Annotated in this window: 17 protein-coding genes; 9 read left to right on the forward strand and 8 right to left on the reverse strand. The window is 66.1% G+C overall.

The window, feature by feature from the left end:
• The first annotated feature begins 122 nt into the window (after nt 1-122).
• Together ACFPOU_RS00160 and ACFPOU_RS00165 are read left to right on the forward strand one after the other, a co-directional pair.
• On the forward strand, nt 123-2306 hold the full coding sequence (locus ACFPOU_RS00160) for a hybrid sensor histidine kinase/response regulator (RefSeq protein WP_379715336.1): 2184 nt from the start codon (nt 123-125) through the stop codon (nt 2304-2306).
• Nucleotides 2303-2698, forward strand: a complete 396-nt coding sequence (locus ACFPOU_RS00165) for an ASCH domain-containing protein (protein WP_379715339.1) — start codon at nt 2303-2305, stop codon at nt 2696-2698. Before ACFPOU_RS00160 ends, ACFPOU_RS00165 begins: the two co-directional genes overlap by 4 nt.
• Nucleotides 2699-2726: 28 nt before the next feature.
• Here the strand turns inward: ACFPOU_RS00165 and ACFPOU_RS00170 are convergent, their stop codons facing one another.
• Entirely contained in the window at nt 2727-3335 is a 609-nt protein-coding gene (locus tag ACFPOU_RS00170; RefSeq protein ID WP_379715342.1) for a PH domain-containing protein, read from the reverse strand.
• A gap of 209 nt (nt 3336-3544) precedes the next feature.
• On the opposite strand from ACFPOU_RS00170, the gene ACFPOU_RS00175 reads away from it, so the two are divergent.
• Together ACFPOU_RS00175 and tal are read left to right on the forward strand one after the other, a co-directional pair.
• A complete protein-coding gene (locus tag ACFPOU_RS00175) occupies nt 3545-4042 on the forward strand; it encodes a GAF domain-containing protein (RefSeq protein WP_379715345.1) in 498 nt (165 codons plus the stop codon).
• A gap of 48 nt (nt 4043-4090) precedes the next feature.
• A complete protein-coding gene (tal, locus tag ACFPOU_RS00180; protein WP_379715348.1) occupies nt 4091-5020 on the forward strand; it encodes a transaldolase in 930 nt (309 codons plus the stop codon).
• A 104-nt stretch (nt 5021-5124) separates the two neighbouring features.
• On the opposite strand, the gene ACFPOU_RS00185 is transcribed toward tal, so the two are convergent.
• The gene (locus tag ACFPOU_RS00185; RefSeq protein ID WP_379715351.1) at nt 5125-5742 is read right to left on the reverse strand and encodes a TetR family transcriptional regulator; all 618 of its coding nucleotides are present in this window, start codon (nt 5740-5742) and stop codon (nt 5125-5127) included.
• Between the two features lie 155 nt (nt 5743-5897).
• Between ACFPOU_RS00185 and ACFPOU_RS00190 the strand changes: the two genes are divergently transcribed.
• From ACFPOU_RS00190 to ACFPOU_RS00205, 4 genes are all read left to right on the forward strand, one after another.
• Nucleotides 5898-7127, forward strand: coding sequence for an efflux RND transporter periplasmic adaptor subunit (locus tag ACFPOU_RS00190; protein WP_379715354.1), 1230 nt, complete (start codon nt 5898-5900; stop codon nt 7125-7127).
• Nucleotides 7128-7156: 29 nt separating this feature from the next.
• Nucleotides 7157-10321 (forward strand): efflux RND transporter permease subunit, encoded by a 3165-nt coding sequence (locus tag ACFPOU_RS00195; RefSeq protein WP_379715356.1) that lies wholly within the window; start codon nt 7157-7159, stop codon nt 10319-10321.
• The gene (locus tag ACFPOU_RS00200; protein ID WP_379715359.1) at nt 10318-11748 is read left to right on the forward strand and encodes an efflux transporter outer membrane subunit; all 1431 of its coding nucleotides are present in this window, start codon (nt 10318-10320) and stop codon (nt 11746-11748) included. Before ACFPOU_RS00195 ends, ACFPOU_RS00200 begins: the two co-directional genes overlap by 4 nt.
• 150 nt (nt 11749-11898) lie before the next feature.
• Nucleotides 11899-12858 carry a Fe(3+) ABC transporter substrate-binding protein gene (locus tag ACFPOU_RS00205; RefSeq protein WP_379715773.1) on the forward strand — a complete coding sequence of 320 codons (960 nt, stop codon included), beginning with the start codon at nt 11899-11901 and terminating at the stop codon, nt 12856-12858.
• An 87-nt stretch (nt 12859-12945) separates the two neighbouring features.
• On the opposite strand, the gene ACFPOU_RS00210 is transcribed toward ACFPOU_RS00205, so the two are convergent.
• Nucleotides 12946-14586, reverse strand: a complete 1641-nt coding sequence (locus tag ACFPOU_RS00210; RefSeq protein WP_379715362.1) for an ABC transporter permease — start codon at nt 14584-14586, stop codon at nt 12946-12948.
• 54 nt (nt 14587-14640) lie between these two features.
• Here ACFPOU_RS00210 and ACFPOU_RS00215 point away from each other — a divergent pair, with 54 nt between their 5' ends.
• Nucleotides 14641-15690, forward strand: coding sequence for an ABC transporter ATP-binding protein (locus tag ACFPOU_RS00215; RefSeq protein WP_379715365.1), 1050 nt, complete (start codon nt 14641-14643; stop codon nt 15688-15690).
• Between the two features lie 62 nt (nt 15691-15752).
• Here ACFPOU_RS00215 and ACFPOU_RS00220 read toward each other — a convergent pair whose 3' ends face one another.
• The 5 genes from ACFPOU_RS00220 to ACFPOU_RS00240 form a co-directional block, all read right to left on the reverse strand.
• Nucleotides 15753-17747 (reverse strand): TonB-dependent receptor, encoded by a 1995-nt coding sequence (locus ACFPOU_RS00220; RefSeq protein ID WP_379715368.1) that lies wholly within the window; start codon nt 17745-17747, stop codon nt 15753-15755.
• Nucleotides 17748-18004: 257 nt separating this feature from the next.
• The gene (hemW, locus tag ACFPOU_RS00225; protein WP_379715371.1) at nt 18005-19246 is read right to left on the reverse strand and encodes a radical SAM family heme chaperone HemW; all 1242 of its coding nucleotides are present in this window, start codon (nt 19244-19246) and stop codon (nt 18005-18007) included.
• The gene (rdgB, locus tag ACFPOU_RS00230) at nt 19243-19827 is read right to left on the reverse strand and encodes an RdgB/HAM1 family non-canonical purine NTP pyrophosphatase (protein WP_379715375.1); all 585 of its coding nucleotides are present in this window, start codon (nt 19825-19827) and stop codon (nt 19243-19245) included. The genes hemW and rdgB overlap by 4 nt, the downstream gene beginning before the upstream one ends.
• A 71-nt stretch (nt 19828-19898) precedes the next feature.
• Nucleotides 19899-20633 carry a ribonuclease PH gene (rph, locus tag ACFPOU_RS00235; RefSeq protein WP_379715378.1) on the reverse strand — a complete coding sequence of 245 codons (735 nt, stop codon included), beginning with the start codon at nt 20631-20633 and terminating at the stop codon, nt 19899-19901.
• Nucleotides 20634-20645: 12 nt separating this feature from the next.
• Nucleotides 20646-21569 (reverse strand): PP2C family protein-serine/threonine phosphatase, encoded by a 924-nt coding sequence (locus ACFPOU_RS00240; protein ID WP_379715381.1) that lies wholly within the window; start codon nt 21567-21569, stop codon nt 20646-20648.
• Nucleotides 21570-21608: the final 39 nt, after the last annotated feature.

Genomic DNA, 21608 nt, shown 5'->3' on the forward strand with positions numbered 1-21608 from the left:
GCCGGCAACGCGGATGGTTTTCGCCATCGCGCGCTCGATCGGTGAAGAGAACAGGCTCGCCAATATGGCAGGCCGGCGCGTCGTTTCAACATATAATGCCTTTTTGTTAAAAAACCCATCCCATGCGGTCGTCCACCGGTTTGACGCTCTCGCTGCGTCGACTGCTCATCCTGCTCAGCGCGATCGGCCTGCTGCCCCTCGCCTTGCTGGGGCTATGGTCGTTGCATACGGCGAGCCAGTACCAGCAGCGCGAACAGGACCGGGCCATGCTCGACCAGGCGCGCGCGCTGTCGAGCGCCGTCGACGCGGAGCTCGACGGGGCGATCGCCACGCTCGCCAGCCTGGCGCGTGCGCCGGCAATGGGCGCGGGTGACCTGCGCGCGTTCTACGCCATCGCGCGCGAGCAGGTGGCGGCCCAGCCGGAATGGCTGGCGATCGTCCTGACCGACGCCACCGGCAAGGTCCTGTTCCGCACCTCCTCGCCATTCGACGCGCCGGCCGGGCACATCACCGATCCGGAAAGCCTGCGCCAGCTGCTGGCCGTGCAGCGGCCGCTGGTCGGCCGCGTGGCGCGCGGGCAGCACGGGAAGGTGGCGTTTCCGGTGCGCGTACCAATCCGCGACGAGGCCGGGCGCCTGTACGCGCTGACCGCCGTCATCAAGCCCGACCGCATCCGTGCCGTCCTCAAGCGCCAGCGGGTGCCGGAAGATTCGGTCATCAACATCATCGACAGCGTCGGTTCGATCGTGGCGCGCTCGAAGAACCACGACGAGCGCGTCGCCGGCCCGCCCGGCCCGTCGCTGGCCCGGCTCATTCGCGGCCCGGTGCCGGAAGGCGTGGGCGACACCGTCAACCTCGAAGGCGACCGGCTGGTGAGCGTCTTCACGCGCGTTTCGCGCTATGGCTGGACGGTGGTCGTCGGCGTGCCGAAACCGGCGATCGGCGCCGCATCGCTCAAAGGGATCGCGCAATATGCCTGGGGCCTGGGGGCGTCGCTGCTGGCCTGCATCGGCCTGGCATCGCTGCTGTCGAACCGCATCGCGCGCAGTTTCGCCAATTTGCAGCGCGGGGCGGCTGCGCTCGGCGCGGGCGACACGGTGCAGGTGGCGCCGTCGCGCGTGCGCGAGCTCGACCTGATGGGCGGAGCCCTGGCGGCGGCCGCCAGCCAGCACGCCGCCAACGAACAGGAACGCTCGCGCCTGCTCGCCTCGCTGGAAGAAGCGCTGGCCGCGAGCCGCAACGCCAGCCTGGTGAAGGACGAATTCCTCGCCGTGCTCGGCCACGAGCTGCGCAACCCCCTGAGCCCGATCGTGGCCTCGCTCGACCTGATGGACTTGCGCGCCGACGGCGCCAGCCTGCGCGAACGCACCATCATGCGGCGCCAGGTAAATCATCTAAAACGCCTGGTCGACGACCTGCTCGACGTCTCGCGCATCACTTCCGGCAAGATGCAGCTCGAGCTGCGCGCCTTGAACCTGGCCGACGTAGTGCGCCATGCCACGGCCAGCCGTCCCGGCGCGCCGATCGCCCTGACGGCGCCCGCGGCGGTCTGGGTGGAGGGCGACGAAAGCCGCCTGGCCCAGGTGCTCAACAACCTGCTCTCGAACGCCGAGCGCTTCGGCGACGGCGCCACCCGCGTCAGCTTGACGGCGGACGCCACTACGGCGCGCCTCGAAGTCGCCGACGGCGGCATCGGCATGGACCCGGAACTGCTGGCGCGCGTGTTCGAACCGTTCTACCAGGCGCCGCAGCAAGTGGCGCGCAGCACGGGCGGCCTGGGCCTGGGCCTGGCCATCGTGCGCAAGATCGTCGAACTGCACGGCGGGCGCGTCTCTGCCCACAGCGCGGGACATGGCAGCGGCAGCCGCTTCGTCGTCGAACTGCCGCTGGCCGCGGCGCAGGCGCCGCTGCCGCTGCCCGCGGCGCCCCTGCACGGCGCGGGCAAGCGGGTCTTGATCGTCGACGACAACATCGACGCTGCCGCGACGACGGCACTGGTGCTGGAACACTTCGGCCACGAGGTACGCGTCGCCCACAGCGCCGCGGCCGCGCTCGAGGCCTTCGCGCGCTTCCAGCCGTCGGTGGCGATCCTCGACATCGGCCTGCCCGACATGGATGGTTATGCGCTGGCCGCCGCCATCCTGCGCACCGGCGCCTCGCCGCGGCTGGTGGCGCTGACCGGCTACGGCCAGAAGGCGGACGTGGAACGCGCCGACGCGGCGGGCTTCGACCTGCATCTGACCAAGCCGGCTTCGCTGGACGACCTGGAACGGGCTGTCTCGGATACTGCCGGCGTTGCCCCATGAAGCGCCATAAAAAGCTGACCTTTTACGGCGTCGACGAGAACGATGATAGCCTCGTGCGCGCAGTGATCGCCGGGCACAAGACCGTTACCGCCGACACGGTCGAGGACTATCACAAGGGGTATGGCGAGCTTGGCGACGGCGGCTACGTCGCCGGCGACATCATCGACGTCCACGACCGGAAGGGGCGCCCGCGCTGCACGATCCGCGCGCTTGAAGTGCGCGTGATCCGTTTTGGCGCCATTCCGGAAGACGTCTGGCGCGGCGAGATGTTCTCGAGCGCGGAGGAATTCAGGGAAGTGCATATCGGCTGCCTGCCGCATCTCGATCTGCATGACGATGTCGAATTCGTCACCCTGCATTTCGAACTGCTCGCCGTGACGCCAGTTAGTTGAATGGCGCCACGGCGAGCGTATCGACGCTTCAGTTGTGAATGTACTTGGCGAACACGTCGCTGAAATCGCGCTTGGTATGGGTGTCGAGCATGGCGGTATTCAAGGCTGCCAGCAGTTCACCGTATTGGCTGACGAGACTGCCCGCACCCGGGGCGATATTGAGCTTGTGCACGGAGGCGGTGGCGTCGAGCGTACGCAGGGCATTGTCGCGGCAGACCGTATCGCGCCCCTGCTGCTTGCCGATCGAGATCAGGGCCTTGTAGATGTCCTTGACCTGCTCGATGAAGGTCTTCCTGACGTCGATCGAGAATGGCGTGTTGTCGAGCTTGAACTTCAGTTCGATGTCCATATCGAGCGTGCCGGCCGTTTCGATGCTGACGCTGGATACCTGGTGCGACGCATAGTCGTAGCGCTTGATCGAGCGCTTCGGCGACACGGCCGAGTCGCCGTCCACATGGATCAGCGCGAGGTTGGTGAAGCAGTATTCGTCCTTCTTGCTCTTGATGAGGAAGAAAATCTGTTCGCCGTCTTCGCCGAACAGGTAATCGTCCGCGTCGACCTTGCTGTAATCCGCAGGCCCGACGATGACGCCGATATCGCTGATGCCCAGTGCTTCCGCCGCCAGTTTCTTGAACATGATCACCCTCGTGTGATGGAAACGGCTACCTTAGCATTGAAGACAGGGGGCCGGTTTGGCATTCGGTGTGGTCAAGCCGGTTTTCGCTACTGCAGAGGTCGTGTTCAAATGTCAGACGTGACCCCAGCAGTTGTGACCCCAGCAGTTGCACAGGTGCGGCGGCGCTGGCTGTAAAATAGGGTTTTCGTCCAGCTTCAGCCACCGCGCCCATGCACATCAATCCAGAACGCAGCACCCGTCCCGATTACGACCTGCTGGTACGCCAGGTCGCCAGCGTCCTCGAAGGCGAACGCAATCTCACCGCGAACGCGGCGCAGTTTTCGGCACTCGTGTACGACACCCTCGCCGACCTGAACTGGGCCGGTTTCTACCTCGCCGTACCGTCGAAAAAAGGCGAAGGCCAGGATTTGCTGGTCGGGCCTTTCCAGGGCAAGCCGGCATGCGCGCGCATTCCGTTCGGACGCGGCGTATGCGGCACGAGCGCCGTCCAGCGCAAGACGATCGTGGTGCCGGATGTGCATGCGTTCCCGGGACATATCGCTTGCGATTCGGCGTCCGCCTCGGAGATCGTGCTGCCAGTGATCAAGGATGGGAAGCTGGTGGGGGTGTTCGACATCGATAGTCCACAACGCGACCGCTTTTCGGAAGCGGACCGGGCCGGACTCGAGGCGATGCTGGCAGCGTTCATCGACGCGACCGATTGCTGAACTTCGATGCAAATAATATTTGGCAATATTACAATTTAGGCAAATTATATGAATCAACTCGACCAGCTCAAGCAATACACCACCGTCGTTGCCGATACCGGCGATTTCCAGTCGATCAAGGCGTATGCGCCGCAGGATGCGACGACCAATCCCTCGCTGATCCTGAAAGCGGTGCAGAAGCCGGAATACCTGCCACTGCTGCAAAAAGCGGTGGCGGATTCGCATGGCGGCTCGCTCGATGAGATCGTCGACCGCCTGCTCATCGCCTTCGGCGTCGAGATCCTGAAATTCGTGCCGGGCCGCGTGTCGACCGAGATCGATGCGGCGCTGTCCTTCGATACCGAGGCAACGGTGGCCAAGGGCCGCGAGCTGATCGCGCTGTACGAAGCGGCCGGCGTGCCGCGCGAGCGTGTGCTGATCAAGATCGCCTCGACCTGGGAAGGCATCCGCGCCGCCGAGATCCTGGAACAGGAAGGCATCCATTGCAACCTGACCCTGCTGTTCTCGCTGTGCCAGGCCGTCGCCTGCGCCGAAGCGGGCGTGCAGCTCATTTCCCCGTTCGTCGGCCGCATCTACGACTGGTACAAGAAATCGACCGGTCTCGACTACCAGGGTGCGGACGATCCGGGCGTGCAGTCGGTCAAGCGGATTTACCAGTACTACCGCACCTTCGGCCATACCACTGAAGTCATGGGCGCGAGCTTCCGCAATACTTCGCAAATCCTGGAACTGGCCGGTTGCGACCTGCTGACCATTTCGCCGGACTTGCTGCAAAAGCTGGCCGACAGCGATGCGCCGATCGAGCGCAAGCTCGGCGCCGGCGCCGACGCGGCGATCGAAAAGATCGCGGTCGACGAGAAGAGCTTCCGCTTCATGCTCAACGACGACGCGATGGCGACCGAGAAGCTGGCCGAGGGAATTCGCGCGTTCGTGGCCGATTCGGCAAAGCTGAAGAAGATGATCGAAGAGATGCGTTGATCGGTTCTTACGGATGACAGCAGGACGCCGGCAGATGCCGGCGTTGTTCTTCGTTGTCCGTGTAGCGGCGCGGCAGGCAGGCGCCGGCGCGGCCGGGGCCGGCCTCAGCGCGTCCGAATGCCTTCCAGCATGGTCGCCATCATCTTGTCCCCCAGCCCGACCAGGCTGAACGAGGTCGGCTCGAACATCCAGTTGCGGATCAAGCCATCCATCAGCGACCACAAGCCGATCGCCAGCAGCTGCGGATCGACGTCCGGCCTGATCTGGCCGCCCTCCTGGGCCAGCCGCAAGCGTTCCACCACCTGGGCCGTCAAGTCCGCCTTGCTCTGGCGGCGGCGCACGCGCACGGCGTCCATCTCGCTGACGAACTCGACCTTCAGCGACGCGATCTCGAGCACGCGGCGGGCTTGCGGGTTCGTTTCCGTCACGCGGAAGATTTCAACGAAAAACCGGCGTACATCGTCCAGGCCGGTATCGGCGTTGGCATTGCCCAAACTGCTCAGCGCGCACTCGAAGGGCAGCGTGACCCGTTCCATCATGGCGTTGAACAAGGCCCCCTTGTCGTCGAAATGCCAATAGATCGCACCGCGCGTCACCCCCGCTGCGCTTGCGATATGCTGCAAGGTCGTTCGCGACACCCCTTGCTCGACAAACAACTTCTCTGCAGCATCAAGGATGCTGTCGCGTGTGGCCGCTGCGTCTTCTTTTGTCCTGCGGGCCATGTCTTCTCCGGTTTTTGGCAGTCCTGCACGTTAAACATACACTCGTGATAGTATATAAAAAATCTTGCAAATATCAATGGTGCAATCGTGCTCAGGACCGAGAGGATACCTGAGTGCGGTCGCACCGTTTCCAGAACATCAGAAGGAAGCACGTCATGCGCCCTGCCCACTCCTCCCCCCTGCCCCCTTCCTTGTCGCCGCGCCGGATCGCCGCCTGCACCTTGATGGCCGTGGCCCTGCTGTCGGCCTGCGGCAAGAAAGACGCCGCCCAGGCCGGTCCGGGCGCCGGCGGCAAGATGCCGCCGCCCGAAGTCGGCGTGATCACCGCCACCACCCAGCCTGTCGCCCTGCAGACCGAATTGCCGGCGCGCGCCGAGCCGGTGCGCGTGGCCCAGGTGCGCGCCCGCGTCAACGGCGTCGTCCTCAAGCGCAACTTCACCGAGGGCAGCCTGGTCAAGCAGGGCCAGTCGCTGTACCAGATCGACCCGGAACCCTACCAGGCCCAGGTCAGCGCCGCCCAGGCCGCGCTCGGGCGCGCGCAGGCGAACCTGACCCAGGCGTCCGCCACCGCCGCACGCTACAAGCCGCTCGTCGAAGCCAGTGCCATCAGCAAGCAGGAGTACGCGAACGCCGTCGCCGCCCAGAAGCAGGCCGAGGCCGACGTCGCCTCCGCCCGCGCCCAGGTGCGCATTGCCCGGATCAGCGCCGGCTACGCGAACGTGAACGCGCCGATCTCCGGGCGCATCGGACGCGCCCTGGTGACCGAAGGAGCCCTCGTTTCGGCCACGGAAGCCACCCAGCTCGCCCTCATCCAGCAGACCGACAGGATGTTCCTGAATATTACCCAGTCCGCCACCGAACTGCAGCGCCTGCGCAAGCAGTCCGGCGGCCCGAGCGGCAGCACGCCGGTCACCGTCCTGCTCGACGACGGCAGCGAACTGCCGGCCAAGGGCCGCCTGCTGTTCTCGGACGTGACGGTCGATCCGGCCACCGGCCAGGTCAACCTGCGCGCCGAAGTGGCGAACCACGACAACGCCCTGCTGCCGGGCCAGTACGTGCGCGTGCGCCTGTCGCAGGCCTTGCTGCCGAACGGCATCCTGGTGCCGCAGCAGGCGGTGACCCGCGGCGGCGCGAACGGCGACACCCTGACCGTCATCGGCCCGGACGACAAGCCCGCCCGGCGTCCGGTGAAGATCGGTTCCCGGCAAGGCGCGAACTGGGTCGTGCTCGACGGCCTGAAAGCCGGTGAACGGGTGATGGTCGACGGCTTCCAGAAGCTCCAGATGATGCCGCCAGGCGCCCCGGTGAAACCCGTGCCCTGGACCGCGCCGAAGAGCGAGATCGCGGCCCCGGCCGGCAGCGCGCCGGCCACGGCCTCCCGCTAAGCCGCAACGCATAGATACAGGACTTTCCCATGGCACGCTTTTTTATCGACCGCCCTATTTTCGCCTGGGTGATCGCACTGTTCATCATGGTGATGGGCGCTGTCGCGATCACCCAGCTGCCGATCGCGCAGTACCCGAACGTGGCGCCGCCCTCGATCGTGATCAACGCCGCCTATCCGGGCGCGTCGGCGCAGACGCTGGAAGACTCGGTCATTTCCGTCATCGAACGCGAGATGAACGGTTCGCCCGGCCTGATCTACATGGAGTCGAGCAGCCAGGCCAACGGCACCGGTTCGATCACGCTGACGTTTGAAACGGGCACCAATCCGGAGCTGGCCCAGGTCGACGTCCAGAACCGCCTGTCGCGCGCCGCGCCGCGCCTACCGCAGGCCGTCAACCAGCAGGGTGTGCGCGTGGACAAGGTCCGCGCCAACTTCCTGCTGTTTACCATCCTGTCCTCGGACGACCCGAAATGGGACCCGATCGCGCTGGGCGACTACGCCTCGCGCACGGTGCTGCCCGAGATCCAGCGCATCAAGGGCGTCGGCACCGCCCAGCTGTTCGGTACCGAGCGCGCCATGCGCATCTGGCTCGACCCGGCCAAGCTGGTGGGCTTGCGCCTGTCGCCGGCCGACGTCAACAGCGCCATCGCGTCTCAGAACGCCCAGGTGGCCTCGGGCACCATCGGCGACCTGCCGCTGGCCGCCGGCCAGGAAATCACCGCCACCGTCGTCGTCGCCGGCCAGCTCAGCACCGTCGAGCAGTTCGGCAACATCGTCCTGCGCGCCAATCCCGACGGCTCGACCGTGCGCCTGAAAGACGTGGCCCGCATCGAAATCGGCGGCCAGGCCTACCAGACCTCGGCGCGCCTGAACGGCAGGCCGTCGACCGGCATCGGCGTCCAGCTGGCGCCGTCGGGCAACGCGCTCGAAACGGCGCGCCTGGTGCGCGAACGCATGGCCGAACTGTCGAAGTTCTTCCCGGCCGGCGTCAAGTACACGATCCCGTTCGACAGCTCGAAGTTCATCGACATCTCGATCACGCAAGTGGTGCATACCCTGATCGAAGCGATCCTGCTGGTGTTCGTCGTGATGTATGTCTTCCTGCAGAACTTCCGCTACACGATCATCCCGACCATCGTCGTGCCGATCGCCCTGCTCGGTTCCCTGGCGACGCTGCTGGCGCTGGGCTTCTCGATCAACGTGCTGACCATGTTCGGCATGGTGCTCGTCATCGGTATCGTCGTCGACGATGCGATCGTGGTCGTCGAGAACGTCGAACGCATCATGAGCGAGGAAGGCCTGTCGCCGCTGGAAGCGACGCGCAAGGCGATGGGCCAGATTTCCGGCGCCATCATCGGCGTGACGGTGGTGCTGATGTCGGTGTTCGTGCCGCTGGCCTTCTTCGGCGGCGCCGTCGGCAATATCTACCGCCAGTTCTCGGCGGTGATGGTGTCGGCGATCGCCTTCTCGGCCTTCATGGCCCTGACCCTGACCCCGGCCCTGTGCGCCCACTTCCTCAAGCCGGTCGAGGCGGGCCATCACCATGTCAAGAAAGGCTTTTTCGGCTGGTTCAACCGCAAGTTTTCCAGCACGGCCAAGAACTACGAAGGCTTCGTGGCCCGCCTGCTGCGCCGCACCGGCCGCGCGATGGTCGTCTTCGTCCTGCTCGTCGGCGTGGTGGCGCTGTTGCTCACGCGCATGCCCAATTCCTTCCTGCCCAACGAAGACCAGGGCTACGTGATCGCCAACATCCAGCTGCCGCCGGGCGCCACGCTGGAACGCACCAACGCCGTCATGCGCAACGCCGAAGCCTTCATCCTGAAGCAGCCGGAAGTGGCGAACATGGTCAGCGTGCTGGGCTTCTCGTTCTCGGGCCAGGGCCAGAACATGGCGCTGGCCTTCATCCCCCTGAAGGACTGGGACGAACGCAAGGGCCAGGGCCAGGACGCCAGCTCGCTGGCCGGCCGCATCACCGGCGCCATGATGGGCTCGCAGCGCGACGCCTTCATCTTCGCCCTGAGCCCGCCGCCGATCCCGGAACTGGGGCGCGGCACGGGCTTCTCGTTCCGCCTGCAGGACCGCGGCGGGAACGGCCACGACGCGCTGCTGGCCGCGCGCAACCAGTTGCTGGGCATGGCCTCGCAAAGCAAGATCCTGGCCGGCGTGCGTCCGGAAGGGCTGGAAGACGCGCCCCAGGTGATGCTCGACATCGACCGCGACAAGGCGCAAGCGCTGGGCGTGAGCTTCGACGCGATCAATAGCGCGATCTCGACCTCGCTCGGTTCGCGCTACGTGAACGACTTCCCGAACGCCGGGCGCCTGCAGCGCGTGGTGGTGCAGGCCGACGCGAAGGACCGCATGCAGCCGGACGATTTGCTGCGCCTGAACGCGATGAACGCACAAGGCCAGCCGGTGCCGCTGTCCTCGTTCGCGAGCACGAGGTGGGTGACCGGTCCGATGCAGACGCTGCGCTACAATGGCTACTCGGCGATGAGCATCTCGGGCGACGCCGCCCCTGGCTACTCGACCGGGGCCGCGCTCGAGGAGATGGAAGCGCTGGCCGCGAAACTGCCGCCCGGCTTCGCCTTCGAGTGGACCGGCCAGTCGCGTGAAGAAAAGCTGTCCGGCTCGACCATGGGCATCCTGGTGGCGTTCGCGCTGCTGGCCGTGTTCCTGGCGCTGGCCGCCCTGTACGAAAGCTGGTCGATTCCGGTAGCGGTGCTGCTGGTGGTCCCGGTCGGCGTGCTCGGCGCGATCGCCGCGGCGATGCTGCGCGGCTATCCGAACGACGTGTACTTCAAGATCGGCCTGATCACCATCATCGGCCTGGCGGCGAAGAACGCGATCCTGATCATCGAGTTCGCGAAAGACCTGCAAGCCCAGGGCCGCAGCCCGGTCGAAGCGGCGATCGAAGCGGCGCACCTGCGCTTCCGCCCGATCATCATGACCTCGCTGGCCTTCATCCTCGGCGTGCTGCCGCTGGTGATCGCCGGCGGCGCCGGTTCGGCCTCGCAACGCGCGATCGGTACCGGCGTGATGGGCGGCATGATCACGGCCACCGTGCTGGGCGTGATTTTCGTGCCGGTGTTCTTCGTCGTGATTCGCACCTTCTTCAAGGGCAGCGAGCGCCAGCGCAAGAAATACGCCCATGAAGAAGACACCAGCAAGGTAATCGAGGAAAAAATCCAATGACAATACGCACTCTCGCAACTCCCCTGGTCCTGGCGCTGGCGCTCAGCGGCTGCATGTCGCTGGCGCCGCGCTACGAGCGTCCGGCTGCGCCCGTTGCCGAGCGCTTTCCCGAACTGGCCAAGGCCGGCGGCACCACGCTGCCGACGGCCACCGGCGAAGCGCCCGCCAGCCTGGCGTGGCAGCGCTTCTTTCCCGATGCGCGCCTGCGCCAGCTGATCGAACTGTCGCTGGCGAACAACCGCGACCTGCGCGTGGCGGTCCTGAACATCGAGCAGGCGCGTGCCCAGTACCGCATCACGCGCGCCGATCGCGCGCCGACGGTGTCGGCCATCGTGTCCGGCAACCGCCAGACGACCGGCGAAGACCAGCCGGTGTCGAGCATCTACCAGGCCGGATTCGGGGTTTCAAGCTTCGAGCTCGACCTGTTCGGGCGCGTGCGCAACCTGAGCGAAGCGGCGCTGGCGCAGTTTCTCGCCACCGAGGAAGCGCGCAAGACGGCGCAGATCAGCCTGATCGCCTCGGTCGCCAACACCTACCTGACGCTGCTGGCCGACGAAGAACTGCTGGCCATCACCGAGCAGACCCTGAAAACGCGCGAGGAGTCGGACCGCCTGACGCGCCTGCGCTTCGAGAACGGCGTCGTCTCCCGGCTCGAAGTGCAGCAATCGGTGTCGCTGGTGGAAACGGCGCGCGCGACCTACGCCCAGTTGCAGCGCCAGCGCGCCCAGGACGAGAACCTGCTGACCCTGCTAGTGGGCCAGCCGCTCCCCGCCACCCTGGCCCCGGGCACCACGCTGGCCTCGACCGAACTGCCCGACCTGCCGGCCGGCATGCCCTCCGACCTGCTGGCCGCCCGTCCCGACATCCGCGCGGCCGAGCAGCAGCTGGTCGCGGCCAATGCCAGCATCGGCGCGGCGCGCGCCAATTACTTCCCGCGCATCTCGCTGACCGGCTCGGTCGGCAGCGCCAGCACCGAGCTGTCCGGCCTGTTCAAGAGCGGTTCCTACGGCTGGAACTTCGCGCCGCAGGCGGTGCTGCCGCTGTTCGACCTGGGCCGCATCCGCGCCGGCGTCGATTCGGCCAGGGCCGGCCGCGACATTGCCGTGGCCAGGTACGAACAGTCGATCCAGACCGCGTTCCGCGAAGTGGCCGACGCCCTGGCCGGCCAGTCCACCTTCAGCGAGCAATTGCGCGCCCAGCGCGCGGTCGCGCTGGCCGAACAGGACCGCTTCAACCTGTCGGACCTGCGCTACAAGAGCGGCGCGGCCAGTTACCTTGATTTGCTCGACGCCCAGCGCTCGCTGTTCCAGGCGCAGCAGCTGGCGGTGCAGGCGAACCTGCAAAGGTTGCAGAACCAGGTCACGCTGTACCGGGTGCTGGGAGGGGGCTGGAGCGAGCCGGCGGCGCCGGCGCAGGCGGCACGCTGAGCGCCTGGCGCAGCGCATGAAAGTGAATGAGAGTTATTTGCATCTGCATGCAAGTTTTGTTACGCTGCCGTTTTAATTCATTCCGGGATCATCGTGAGCACCAAACAATTCGCAGTCCTTGCCCTGGCTACCCTGGCCGCCCTGCCCGCAATGGGCCAGGATAAAGTATTGAACCTGTATTCCGCACGCCATTACCAGACCGACGAAGCCCTGTACACGAATTTCACCAAGCAGACCGGGATCAAGATCAACCGCATCGAAGCGGGCGAAAACGAGCTGCTCGAGCGCCTGCGCAACGAGGGCGCCTTCAGCCCGGCCGACGTGTTCCTGACCGTCGACGCCGCGCGCCTGGGCAAGGCCGAGGAACTGGGCCTGTTCGCTCCGGTGAAATCGAAAACCCTGACCGAGCGGATTCCGGCCCACCTGCGCACCGACACCTGGTTCGCCTTCTCGCAGCGCGCGCGTGTCATCGTGGCCAACAAGACGAGTGTGAACCCGGCCGACGTGCAGACCTACGAGGACCTGGCCAATCCCAAGCTCAAGGGCAAGGTATGCGTGCGCTCCGGCGCCCATCCCTACAATCTGTCGCTGGGCGCGGCCATGCTGGCGCACCACGGCGAGCAAAAGGCGCAGGCCTGGGCCCAGGGCCTGGTAGCGAACTTCGCGCGCGCCCCGAAAGGCGGCGACACCGACCAGATCAAGGCCGTGGCGGCCGGCGAATGCGGCGTCGCCCTGGCCAATTCCTACTATGTCGCGCGCTTGCTGCGCTCGGAAAAACCGGAAGACAAGAAGATCATGGAAAACGTGACGGTCATCTGGCCCAACCAGAAAACCACGGGCGCCCATGTCAACATTTCCGGCGGCGGCATGCTCAAGACCTCGCCGAACAAGGAGTCCGCGGTGAAGTTCCTGGAATACCTGGTATCCGACCAGGCGCAGGTGTACTTTGCTGACGGTAACAACGAGTGGCCGGTCGTGGCCGGCGTGAAGACCAGCAATCCTGGACTGGGCGCGATGGGAAGCTTCAAGGCCGATACCATCAAGGTGGGCACCCTGGCCGCAAGGCAGGCCGACGTCCAGAAGATGTACGACCGCGCCGGCTGGCGCTGATACGCCCGCCCCGGCGCCTGGAAACACCGGTGCCGTGCGGTCCGCTCGACGCCGGGCGGCACGGCCCCGTCCCGGGGACGGCGCCGCTCAGCGCCGGTGGCGGCTGCGTGCGATCTCGCGGGTGAGCAGCATCAAGGGCAGCACGCCGACCGCGACGATCGCCAGCGCCGCCGTGGACGCCTCGGTCAGGCGTTCGTCCGACGCGAGCATGTAGGCCTGGGTGGCCAGGGTATCGAAATTAAAGGGCCGCATGACCAGGGTGGCCGGCAGTTCCTTCATGACTTCCACGAATACCAGCAAGCCGGCGGTAAACAAGCTTCCCCGCAACATCGGTACATGGACGCGCCATAGCGTTGCCGAGGCGCCGTGTCCGAGCGAGCGGGCGGCGTCGTCCATCGACGTGGTGATCTTGCCCAGGCCTGCCTCGACAGTGTGGAGCGACACGGCCAGGAAGCGTACCAGGTAGGCATACACGAGGGCGGCAATGCTGCCTGTCAGCAGCAGGCCGGGATTGCGGCCCGTCAGGCTCATGAACGTCGACGCGAGCCAGGTATCGAGCTGCGTCACCGGCAACAGCACGCCGACGGAAATCACCGTGCCGGAAAGCGCATAGCCGAGCCCGGCCAGGCGGTTGACATGGCGGTGCACATTGCCGCGCGCGGTGCGCGCCGCATAGGCGAGCAGGACCGCGATTGCCACGGCCAGGATCGCCGCCAGGGCGGCCAGCACGAAGCTGTTACGGGCAAGCTGGAGGAAGCGTTCGCCGAACTGTGCGTCGCCGCTGCTCATTGCCATGTGCAGCAGGACCGCGGCCGGCACGAGAAAGCCGGCGCCGAGCGGCACGAGGCAAGCCAGGACCGCCCCGGCGGCGCGCAAGCCCGTCAGCCGGTCGCCGGGGTGGATGGCCTGGTGGATGCCGCCGGTTTCGAAGCGGGCACGCCCGCGGCTGAGGTGCTCGATCAGCAGCAGCAGCGTCACGAACCCCAGCAATGCCGCCGCCAGCTGCGCCGCCGCCTCGCGGTCGCCCAGTGAAAACCATGCGCGGTAGATGCCTGTGGTGAAGGTCTGGACACCGAAGTAGGAAACGGCGCCGTAGTCGGCCAGCGTTTCCATCAAGGCCAGCGCGGCCCCGGCCGCGATGGCGGGGCGCGCCAGCGGCAGGGCGATCATGGTGAAGCGGCGCCATGGCCCCAGTCCCAGCGAGCGTCCCACATCGAGCATGCCGCTGGCGCGTTCCAGGAAGGTCGAACGCGCCAGCAAGTACACGTAGGGATAGAGCACGAACGTGAAGATCAGGGCCGCGCCTCCCAGGGTGCGTATATCGGGAAACCAGTAGCTGCCGGGCGCCAGCGCGAAGGTGGCCCGCAGCCAGGACTGTACCGGCCCGACGAACTGGAGCAGGTCGGTGTAGGTGTAGGCCATCGCATAGGTCGGCACCGCCAGCGGCAGCACCAGCGCCCATTCGAACACCCGCCGCCCCGGGAAATCGTGCATGGTGACCAGCCACGCCGTGCCGGTGCCGATCACGATCGTGCCGGCGCCCACGGCTGCGCACAGGTACAGGGTGTTGGCGATGTACGACCCGAGCACGGTGTCGGCCAGATGTGCCCACGTCGGGCCGGCGGCACCGGGAAGCAAGGACGCCGCCACGGTCAGCAGGGGCACCGCGATCAGCGCCGCGATGACCAGTGCCGCAGCTTGCAAGGGTTTGAACGCCGATTTCGCCACGATTACCTAAGGAAATAAAGAATTATAATGTGTCCTTTGCCCGATCGGACCACCATGGCGCTTCTCGAACTGCAACAGCTTTCTCATGCCTACGGCGAGCACACCGTGGTGGACGGCTTATCGCTCGCGCTGGCGCCGGGAACGATCGGCTGCCTGCTCGGGCCTTCCGGTTGCGGCAAGACCACCGTACTGCGCTGCATCGCAGGATTCGAGCGGCCCAATGCCGGTGTGATCCGGGTCGGTGGCGAAGTGGTCAGTTCTTCGTCGGGCCATCTGCCGGCGGAACGGCGCCGCATCGGCATGGTGTTTCAGAATTATTCGCTGTTCCCGCACTTGAGCGCGGCCGCGAATATCGCCTTCGGCCTGCAGGCCATGCCGCCGGCTGCGCGCAAGGCGCGCGTGGAGGCATTGCTGGCCCTGGTCGGACTGCCGAGCCAGGCCGACAAGTATCCGCATGAACTCTCCGGCGGCCAGCAGCAGCGCGTCGCGCTGGCGCGCGCCCTGGGACCGCGGCCGCGCCTGCTGCTTCTCGACGAACCGTTTTCCAGCCTCGATGTGGACTTGCGCGAACGGCTCGCGGCCGAAGTCGGCGCCATCCTGCGCGCCGAGGGCACCACGGCAGTGCTGGTCACGCACGACCAGCACGAAGCGTTCGCGATGGCCGACCAGGTGGGCGTCATGCACCAGGGCCGGATCCAGCAATGGGACACGCCCTATAACCTTTACCACCGTCCGGCCAACCGTTTCGTGGCCGACTTCGTGGGACAAGGCGCTTTCGTTCCCGGCCGCGTGCTGGCCGGGGGCGCCATCGGCATCGAGCTCGGCGAACTGCGCAATACCGGCCCCGGCGGCGCGGCGCCATGGCGCAGCGGCGACTCCGTCACCGTCCTGCTGCGCCCGGACGACGTCGTGCACGATGACGCCAGCCCGGTGAAGGCCGAGGTGGTGGCCAAGGCGTTTCGCGGCGCCGAATTTCTCTATACGCTCAGGCTCGCCAGCGGACAGGAAGTGCTGTCGCTGGTGCCGAGCCACCACGACCATGCGCAGGGCGAGCACATCGGCATCCGCCTGGACGTCGACCACGTGGTCGCCTTCCCCTGCTAGCGGACGGTGACGCGCCGGCCTCCTGCCGGCCCGGCGCACGCCGTCCGCGCAAGGGCCTGGGCTCAGAAGCTGGCCAACAGCGACAGCTTCACGCTGCGCGGCGCGCCCGGCGTGATGTTGTTGTCGTTGTGGGCGGAAGCCCAGTACTTCTTGTCGAACAGGTTTTCCACGTTCAGCTGCAGACGATACTGCTTGCTCAGACGGTAGTAGACGGCGCCATCGATGCGGGTGAACGAAGGCAGCGTCACCGCGTTCGACGTCGAGGTGTACAGGCTGTCGCGATAGACCACGCCCAGGGCCACGCCCAGGTCGTCGCCGAAGTTGTAGCGGTTCCACAGCGAGAACGTGTGCTTCGGCACCATGGCCAGCCTGGCGCCCGCGCGCGCGGTGGGTGACTGGTCGGCCGTCAACGTGGCGTCCTGGTAGGCATAGCCGCCCATGATGCTGAGCGCGGGCGTCAGCTGGCCCGCGATGTCCAGTTCGACGCCCTTGCTGCGCTGGCCGTCGACAAGCATGCTGGTACCGGCGACCGCGCCCGGCACGACGACATTGCTGCGGTCCAGCCGATACAGCGCCGCGCTGGCCGACAGCACCGGGGTCACGTCCCACTTCACGCCCACTTCGACGTTGTCGAATTTCTCGGGATCGAAAGCGCGGTTGCTCGCCGTCAGCGAGGTGAGCTGATCACCCGCGCGCGGTACATAGGCGCGGCTGAAGCTGGTGTAGAGCGACACGGCTTCCACCGGCTTGTAGATCAGGCCGAAACGCGGCGACACCGGCGTGTCGACGACCTCGAAGCTTCCATTGGTGGTAGCCAGGCGGTTGTTGAAGTCCACGCTGAAGCGGTCGTAGCGCAAACCGGCCACGGCCTGCCACTGGGGCGAGAAGATGATCTGGTCCTGCACGTACACGGACGCCACGTTGGCCGCGCTGTAGTTACTGACAGTGGCGGTCGGGAAGCTCACGCCGCCGGTATACGTCGGATTGCTGACGGGAACGCTCGGGTTGGCCGCAAATACACCGGCGCGCCGGATGTTGTCGGTTTCCTGGCGGCCGAACTCGACGCCGCCGACAAGCCTGTGGGTCACGCTGCCGGTCGCGACTGTATAGCTCAGGTCGGTCTGGTTGAACAGGTTGGTGCGCTCGGTCGCGTCATAATAGGCACCCACGGCCAGCCGGCCGGTGCCTGCATTGACGGGGCTGTTGGCATAGACGTTCTGGTAGAACTTGTCGTAGTCGGCAAGCCGGGTCCGATTGCGCAGCATGAAGCCATTGCCGAAGTCATGCTCGAGGTAGGCCGAGACGGCATGCACGCGCACGCCGGTCGGGCTCAGTTCGGCGTTGCCGAAAAAGGTCGACTCATCGGCATCGTACGGGCGGCCATTGAAGGACGGCATGCCGCGGTCGGCGATGCGATCGTCGCGGAAGTACTCGTAGCCAAGGCTGACTTCGGTGTTCTTGCCGGCACGCAGTGTCATCGTCGGATTAATGCCATGACGCTCGACCATGACGCCATCGCGGTAGCTGTCCGAGCGTTCCGCCATGGCATTCAGGCGCAGGGCCAGGTCCGCACCGACCGCCCTGCCCACGTCGACGGTGGCGCGCTTGTGGCCATACGAGCCGACGCCGACCGTGGCGTTGGACAGCGGCGCCCGGCGCGCTTGCTTGCTGACGCGATTGATCACGCCTCCCGAACCGCCACGGCCGAAAATCATCGCATTGGCGCCCTTGATGGCCTCGATGCTGTCGATATTGTAGAAGTCGCGATAGTACTGCACGTCGTCGCGCAGGCCATCGATAAAGAAATCGCTGGTCGAGCTGTTGCCGCGGAACACGGCCGCGTCCCGATTGCCTTCTCCCTGGGCGGTGACGATTCCGGGCACATAGCGGATCGCATCGGCGATGCTCTGCATGGCCTGGTCGTCGATCAGCTTGCGGGTGATCACCGTCACCGATTGCGGCGTGTCGCGCAGCAGCGTATCGGTCTTCATCACCGTGGCGGACGCTTTCTCGACATAGCGATCGGCGGCAGCGCCCTGCACTTCGACGACAGCCATCGGACTTGCCGGATTCTCTTGTGCAAGCGCTGCGCCGCTCAGGAGCGACCCTGCCACGGCAAGTGCGATGCGGGTTGGCTGGAGGAATTTCAAGGTGCTGGTCATGATGATAAGAATGAGAATGAGAATAATTCCCAATCTTATTACGAGACGTGCTTATCTGCAAGTTCGATTTGCGATGGGCGCAGGGCTGGAGTTGGTGTGAAACCACGGTTTAGAACGGTCGCCATGGCGGCCGGCCGCATGCCCGGCTGCGCTTACCTGGGCTCGTCCAGGAACATTTCCTGCAGGTCGTTCAGGAAGCGCTGCCCGAGTTCGGTCGGGCGGATCAGCTTGAAGTCGCGGTAGAGCAAACCTTTCGCTTCGGCCGCGTCCAGGGCCTTGCCGATGGCCGTGATGCTCATGCCGGTGCGCTCGTTGAACAGGTTCGGGTCGAACCCGCCGGTCAGGCGCAGCGTGTTGAGCATGAATTCGAAGCCCATGTCGGCGCGCGCGATCTCGTGCTCTTCCTGGACCGGGTTGCCGCGTCTTGCCGCTTCCATGTAGGAAGCGGGCTGCTTGAAGCGGGCCTGGCGCAGGATGCGGTGCGGGAAGGAGATCTTCGAATGCGCGCCGGCGCCGATGCCCAGGTAGTCGCCGAAGTGCCAGTAGTTCAGGTTGTGGCGCGCCTGGCGTCCGGGACGCGCGTAGGCCGACACTTCGTAGTGGTCGAAACCGGCGGCCGTCATCGTGGCGGCGATCATGTCCTGCATGTCGGCGCTGGCTTCGTCGTCGGGCAAGACCGGCGGATACTTGGCGAAGACCGTGTTCGGCTCCATCGTCAGGTGATACAGCGACAGGTGCGGCGGCGCGAAGGAGAGCGCCGTTTCGATGTCGTGCGCGGCCTGGGCCAGCGTCTGCATCGGCAAGGCGTACATCAGGTCGAGATTGAAATTGCCGAAGGTCGCGCTCGCGATCTCGACCGCGCGCAAGGCTTCGCGCCCGTCGTGGATGCGGCCGAGCGATTTCAGATGCTCGCCATTGAAACTCTGGATGCCGATCGAGAGGCGGTTCACGCCGCTGTCGCGGTAATGGCGGAATTTTTCGATCTCGAAGGTGCCGGGATTGGCCTCCATCGTGATCTCGGCGTCGATTTCCAGCGGCAGCAAGGTGCGCACGTCCGACAGCAGACGGTCCAGGCCGGCCGCCGACATCAGGCTCGGCGTGCCGCCCCCGATGAAGACGGTATGGATCCTGCGGCCCCAGACCAGGGGCAGCGACTGCTCGAGGTCGAGGCGCACCGCGTCGAGGTATTCCCGTTCCGGCAATTCGCCCTTGGCTTCGTGCGAATTGAAATCGCAGTACGGACACTTGCGCACGCACCAGGGAAAGTGGATGTACAGCGAGAGCGGCGGCAAGGCGGCGAGATTGAGCGCGCCCGGCTGCAGGTATTCCAGCGCCGCCTGTGCCGGCGAACGGGGCGCGCCCAGCGGCGTGCCCGCCACTTTGATCGGGATCATCGCAGTTTCTCGACCAGTGCGCGCAGGGCCTGGCCGCGGTGCGACAGCGCGTTCTTCTCGCCCGGGCTCAGCTCGGCCGTGGTCTTGCCCAGCGCGCGGATCAGGAAGTGCGGATCGTAGCCGAAGCCGTTCCCGCCGCGCGGCGCGGCGATGATCTCGCCATCCCAGCGGCCGTCGGCGATGACCGGCTGCGGGTCGTCGGCATGGCGCACGTAGACCAGCACGCAGTAGTAATAGGCCGATTTGTCGGCCCGGCCGGCCAGCTCGGCCACCAGTTTCTCGTTGTTGCGCGCATCCGATTTCGGTTCGCCGGCAAAACGCGCCGAATGGACGCCGGGGGCGCCGCCCAGGGCGTTGACGCAGACGCCGGAATCGTCGGCCAGGGCCGGGAGGCCGGTCAGGCGCGCGGCGTGGCGCGCTTTTTCCAGGGCGTTTTCCACGAAGGTCGCGTGCGGCTCCTCGGCTTCCGGCACGTCGAATTCGCCTTGCGGGTGCAGGGTGAAGCCGATCGGGCCGAGGATTTGCTGGAATTCCCTGAGCTTGCCGGCGTTGTTGGAGGCGAGGATGAGGCGTTGGGTCATGGTGGCGGCGATGCGTGCGGACAAAGGAAGTATTTTACCCCGTCGGCCGCGCACTGCCGCAGGGGGCAGCGTCAGGCGCCGATGCCGAGCGCGTGCTTCTGCAAACGCACCAGTTCGGCGATTCCGCCCTGCGCCAGGTCCAGCAAGCGATTCATGCCCGCGCGGTCGAACGCCGCGCCTTCCGCCGTGCCCTGCACTTCGATGAAATGGCCGGCCTCGGTCATCACCACGTTCATGTCGGTGTCGCAGCCCGAATCCTCGACATAATCGAGATCGAGCACCGGCATGCCCTGGTACACACCGACCGAGATCGCGGCCACGAAATGCCTGACCGGCACCGCCGCGAGCACGCCGCGCGCCACGAGCGCATCGAAGGCATCGTAGGCGGCGACCATGGCGCCGGTAATCGCGGCGGTGCGGGTGCCGCCGTCGGCCTGGATCACGTCGCAATCGAGGTGCAGGGTGCGCTCGCCGAATGCTTCGAGGTCGAAAGCGGCGCGCAGCGAGCGGCCGATCAGGCGCTGGATCTCTTGCGTGCGGCCGGACTGCTTGCCGCGCGCGGCCTCCCTGTCCATGCGCGTGTGGGTCGAGCGCGGCAGCATGCCGTATTCGGCCGTCAGCCAGCCCTGCCCTTTGCCTTTCAGGAAGCCCGGCACTTTCTCTTCGATGCTGGCGGTGCAGATCACCTTGGTATCGCCGGATTCGATCAGTACCGAGCCTTCGGCGTGCTTGGTGTACTGGCGCGTGATGCGCATGCTGCGCAGCTGGTCGACTGCGCGGCCGCTGGGGCGGGTGTCAAACGTCATGGTGAACCTTTTTTATTTAAGTAATTGGGACGACTTCTCGATCGCCTGGTTGATCTCGGCGATCGCCCTTTCGATTTCGTCTTCGTCGAAAGGATCGGCGTCCGGGGCCGCCGCCGCGTTGCTGATCGTGCTGCTGACCTGGTCGGCCGGCAGCAGCTCGGTCGAGATCACGCTCGGGTCCGCGGCGCCGGCATCGTCGGCGCCTTGCCAGCTGATGGCCAGCGCGGTCGTGTTGTCGGCGCGCGGGCCGCCGATGTTGACGGCCATCGCCACCAGGTCGGGGACGGCCTGCACCACCGTCCGGCTGGCGAGCTTTTGCACGATCTCGGCGTCGGGCACCATCGACCACAGGCCGTCGGAACACAGCAGCAGCACGTCGCCCGGTTCGAGGCTGGACTGGCGCGACAGTTCGATGCGCGGCGCGCTGCCGGCGCCGATGCAGTTATAGAGCTTGTTGCGGTCGGGATGGCTGGCGCGCTCGGCGGGACTGGCCAGGCCCTTGGCGATCAGGTATTCCAGGTGCGAGTGGTCGCGCGTCCGGGCCAGCACCGCCTTTCCGCGCACCCAGTACAGGCGCGAGTCGCCGCAGTGGGCCCACACGGCGCAGTTGTGCTGGACCAGGCAGGCGACGACGGTCGTGCGCGGGCTTTCGGGCAGCTTGTGGCGCGCGGTATAGGCCAGGATGTCGCGGTGCGCCTGCTGCAGCGCTTCTTCCAGGAAGCGCTCGGGTCGCTTGATAGTCGGCCGGGCCTGCATCTGGAACATCATCGACAGGGTCTGGGTCGCGATGGTGGCGGCGATCTCGCCATGCTGGTGGCCGCCCATGCCGTCGGCCAGCACCAGCAACAGCGCCTCGCGCGTGAAGCAGTAGCCCATCCGGTCCTGGTTCACCTTGCGCCCGCCGATCAGGCTTTGCTGGTAGACGGAAAACTGCATCGTGGCTCCTGTGCCTTGCGGCGTGATTGGGTGGATGGC

The sequence above is a fragment of the Massilia jejuensis genome (assembly GCF_042656795.1).
Classification (GTDB): domain Bacteria; phylum Pseudomonadota; class Gammaproteobacteria; order Burkholderiales; family Burkholderiaceae_D; genus Telluria; species Telluria jejuensis.

What these genes read in the sequence shown, in the direction of transcription:
- ACFPOU_RS00160 (WP_379715336.1), top strand. Translation starts at nt 123, where the DNA reads ATGCGGTCGTCCACCGGTTTGACGCTCTCGCTGCGTCGACTGCTCATC.
- ACFPOU_RS00165 (WP_379715339.1), top strand. Translation starts at nt 2,303, where the DNA reads ATGAAGCGCCATAAAAAGCTGACCTTTTACGGCGTCGACGAGAACGAT.
- ACFPOU_RS00170 (WP_379715342.1), bottom strand. Translation starts at nt 3,335, where the DNA reads ATGTTCAAGAAACTGGCGGCGGAAGCACTGGGCATCAGCGATATCGGC.
- ACFPOU_RS00175 (WP_379715345.1), top strand. Translation starts at nt 3,545, where the DNA reads ATGCACATCAATCCAGAACGCAGCACCCGTCCCGATTACGACCTGCTG.
- tal (WP_379715348.1), top strand. Translation starts at nt 4,091, where the DNA reads ATGAATCAACTCGACCAGCTCAAGCAATACACCACCGTCGTTGCCGAT.
- ACFPOU_RS00185 (WP_379715351.1), bottom strand. Translation starts at nt 5,742, where the DNA reads ATGGCCCGCAGGACAAAAGAAGACGCAGCGGCCACACGCGACAGCATC.
- ACFPOU_RS00190 (WP_379715354.1), top strand. Translation starts at nt 5,898, where the DNA reads ATGCGCCCTGCCCACTCCTCCCCCCTGCCCCCTTCCTTGTCGCCGCGC.
- ACFPOU_RS00195 (WP_379715356.1), top strand. Translation starts at nt 7,157, where the DNA reads ATGGCACGCTTTTTTATCGACCGCCCTATTTTCGCCTGGGTGATCGCA.
- ACFPOU_RS00200 (WP_379715359.1), top strand. Translation starts at nt 10,318, where the DNA reads ATGACAATACGCACTCTCGCAACTCCCCTGGTCCTGGCGCTGGCGCTC.
- ACFPOU_RS00205 (WP_379715773.1), top strand. Translation starts at nt 11,899, where the DNA reads ATGGGCCAGGATAAAGTATTGAACCTGTATTCCGCACGCCATTACCAG.
- ACFPOU_RS00215 (WP_379715365.1), top strand. Translation starts at nt 14,641, where the DNA reads ATGGCGCTTCTCGAACTGCAACAGCTTTCTCATGCCTACGGCGAGCAC.
- ACFPOU_RS00220 (WP_379715368.1), bottom strand. Translation starts at nt 17,747, where the DNA reads ATGGCTGTCGTCGAAGTGCAGGGCGCTGCCGCCGATCGCTATGTCGAG.
- hemW (WP_379715371.1), bottom strand. Translation starts at nt 19,246, where the DNA reads ATGATCCCGATCAAAGTGGCGGGCACGCCGCTGGGCGCGCCCCGTTCG.
- rdgB (WP_379715375.1), bottom strand. Translation starts at nt 19,827, where the DNA reads ATGACCCAACGCCTCATCCTCGCCTCCAACAACGCCGGCAAGCTCAGG.
- rph (WP_379715378.1), bottom strand. Translation starts at nt 20,633, where the DNA reads ATGACGTTTGACACCCGCCCCAGCGGCCGCGCAGTCGACCAGCTGCGC.
- ACFPOU_RS00240 (WP_379715381.1), bottom strand. Translation starts at nt 21,569, where the DNA reads ATGCAGTTTTCCGTCTACCAGCAAAGCCTGATCGGCGGGCGCAAGGTG.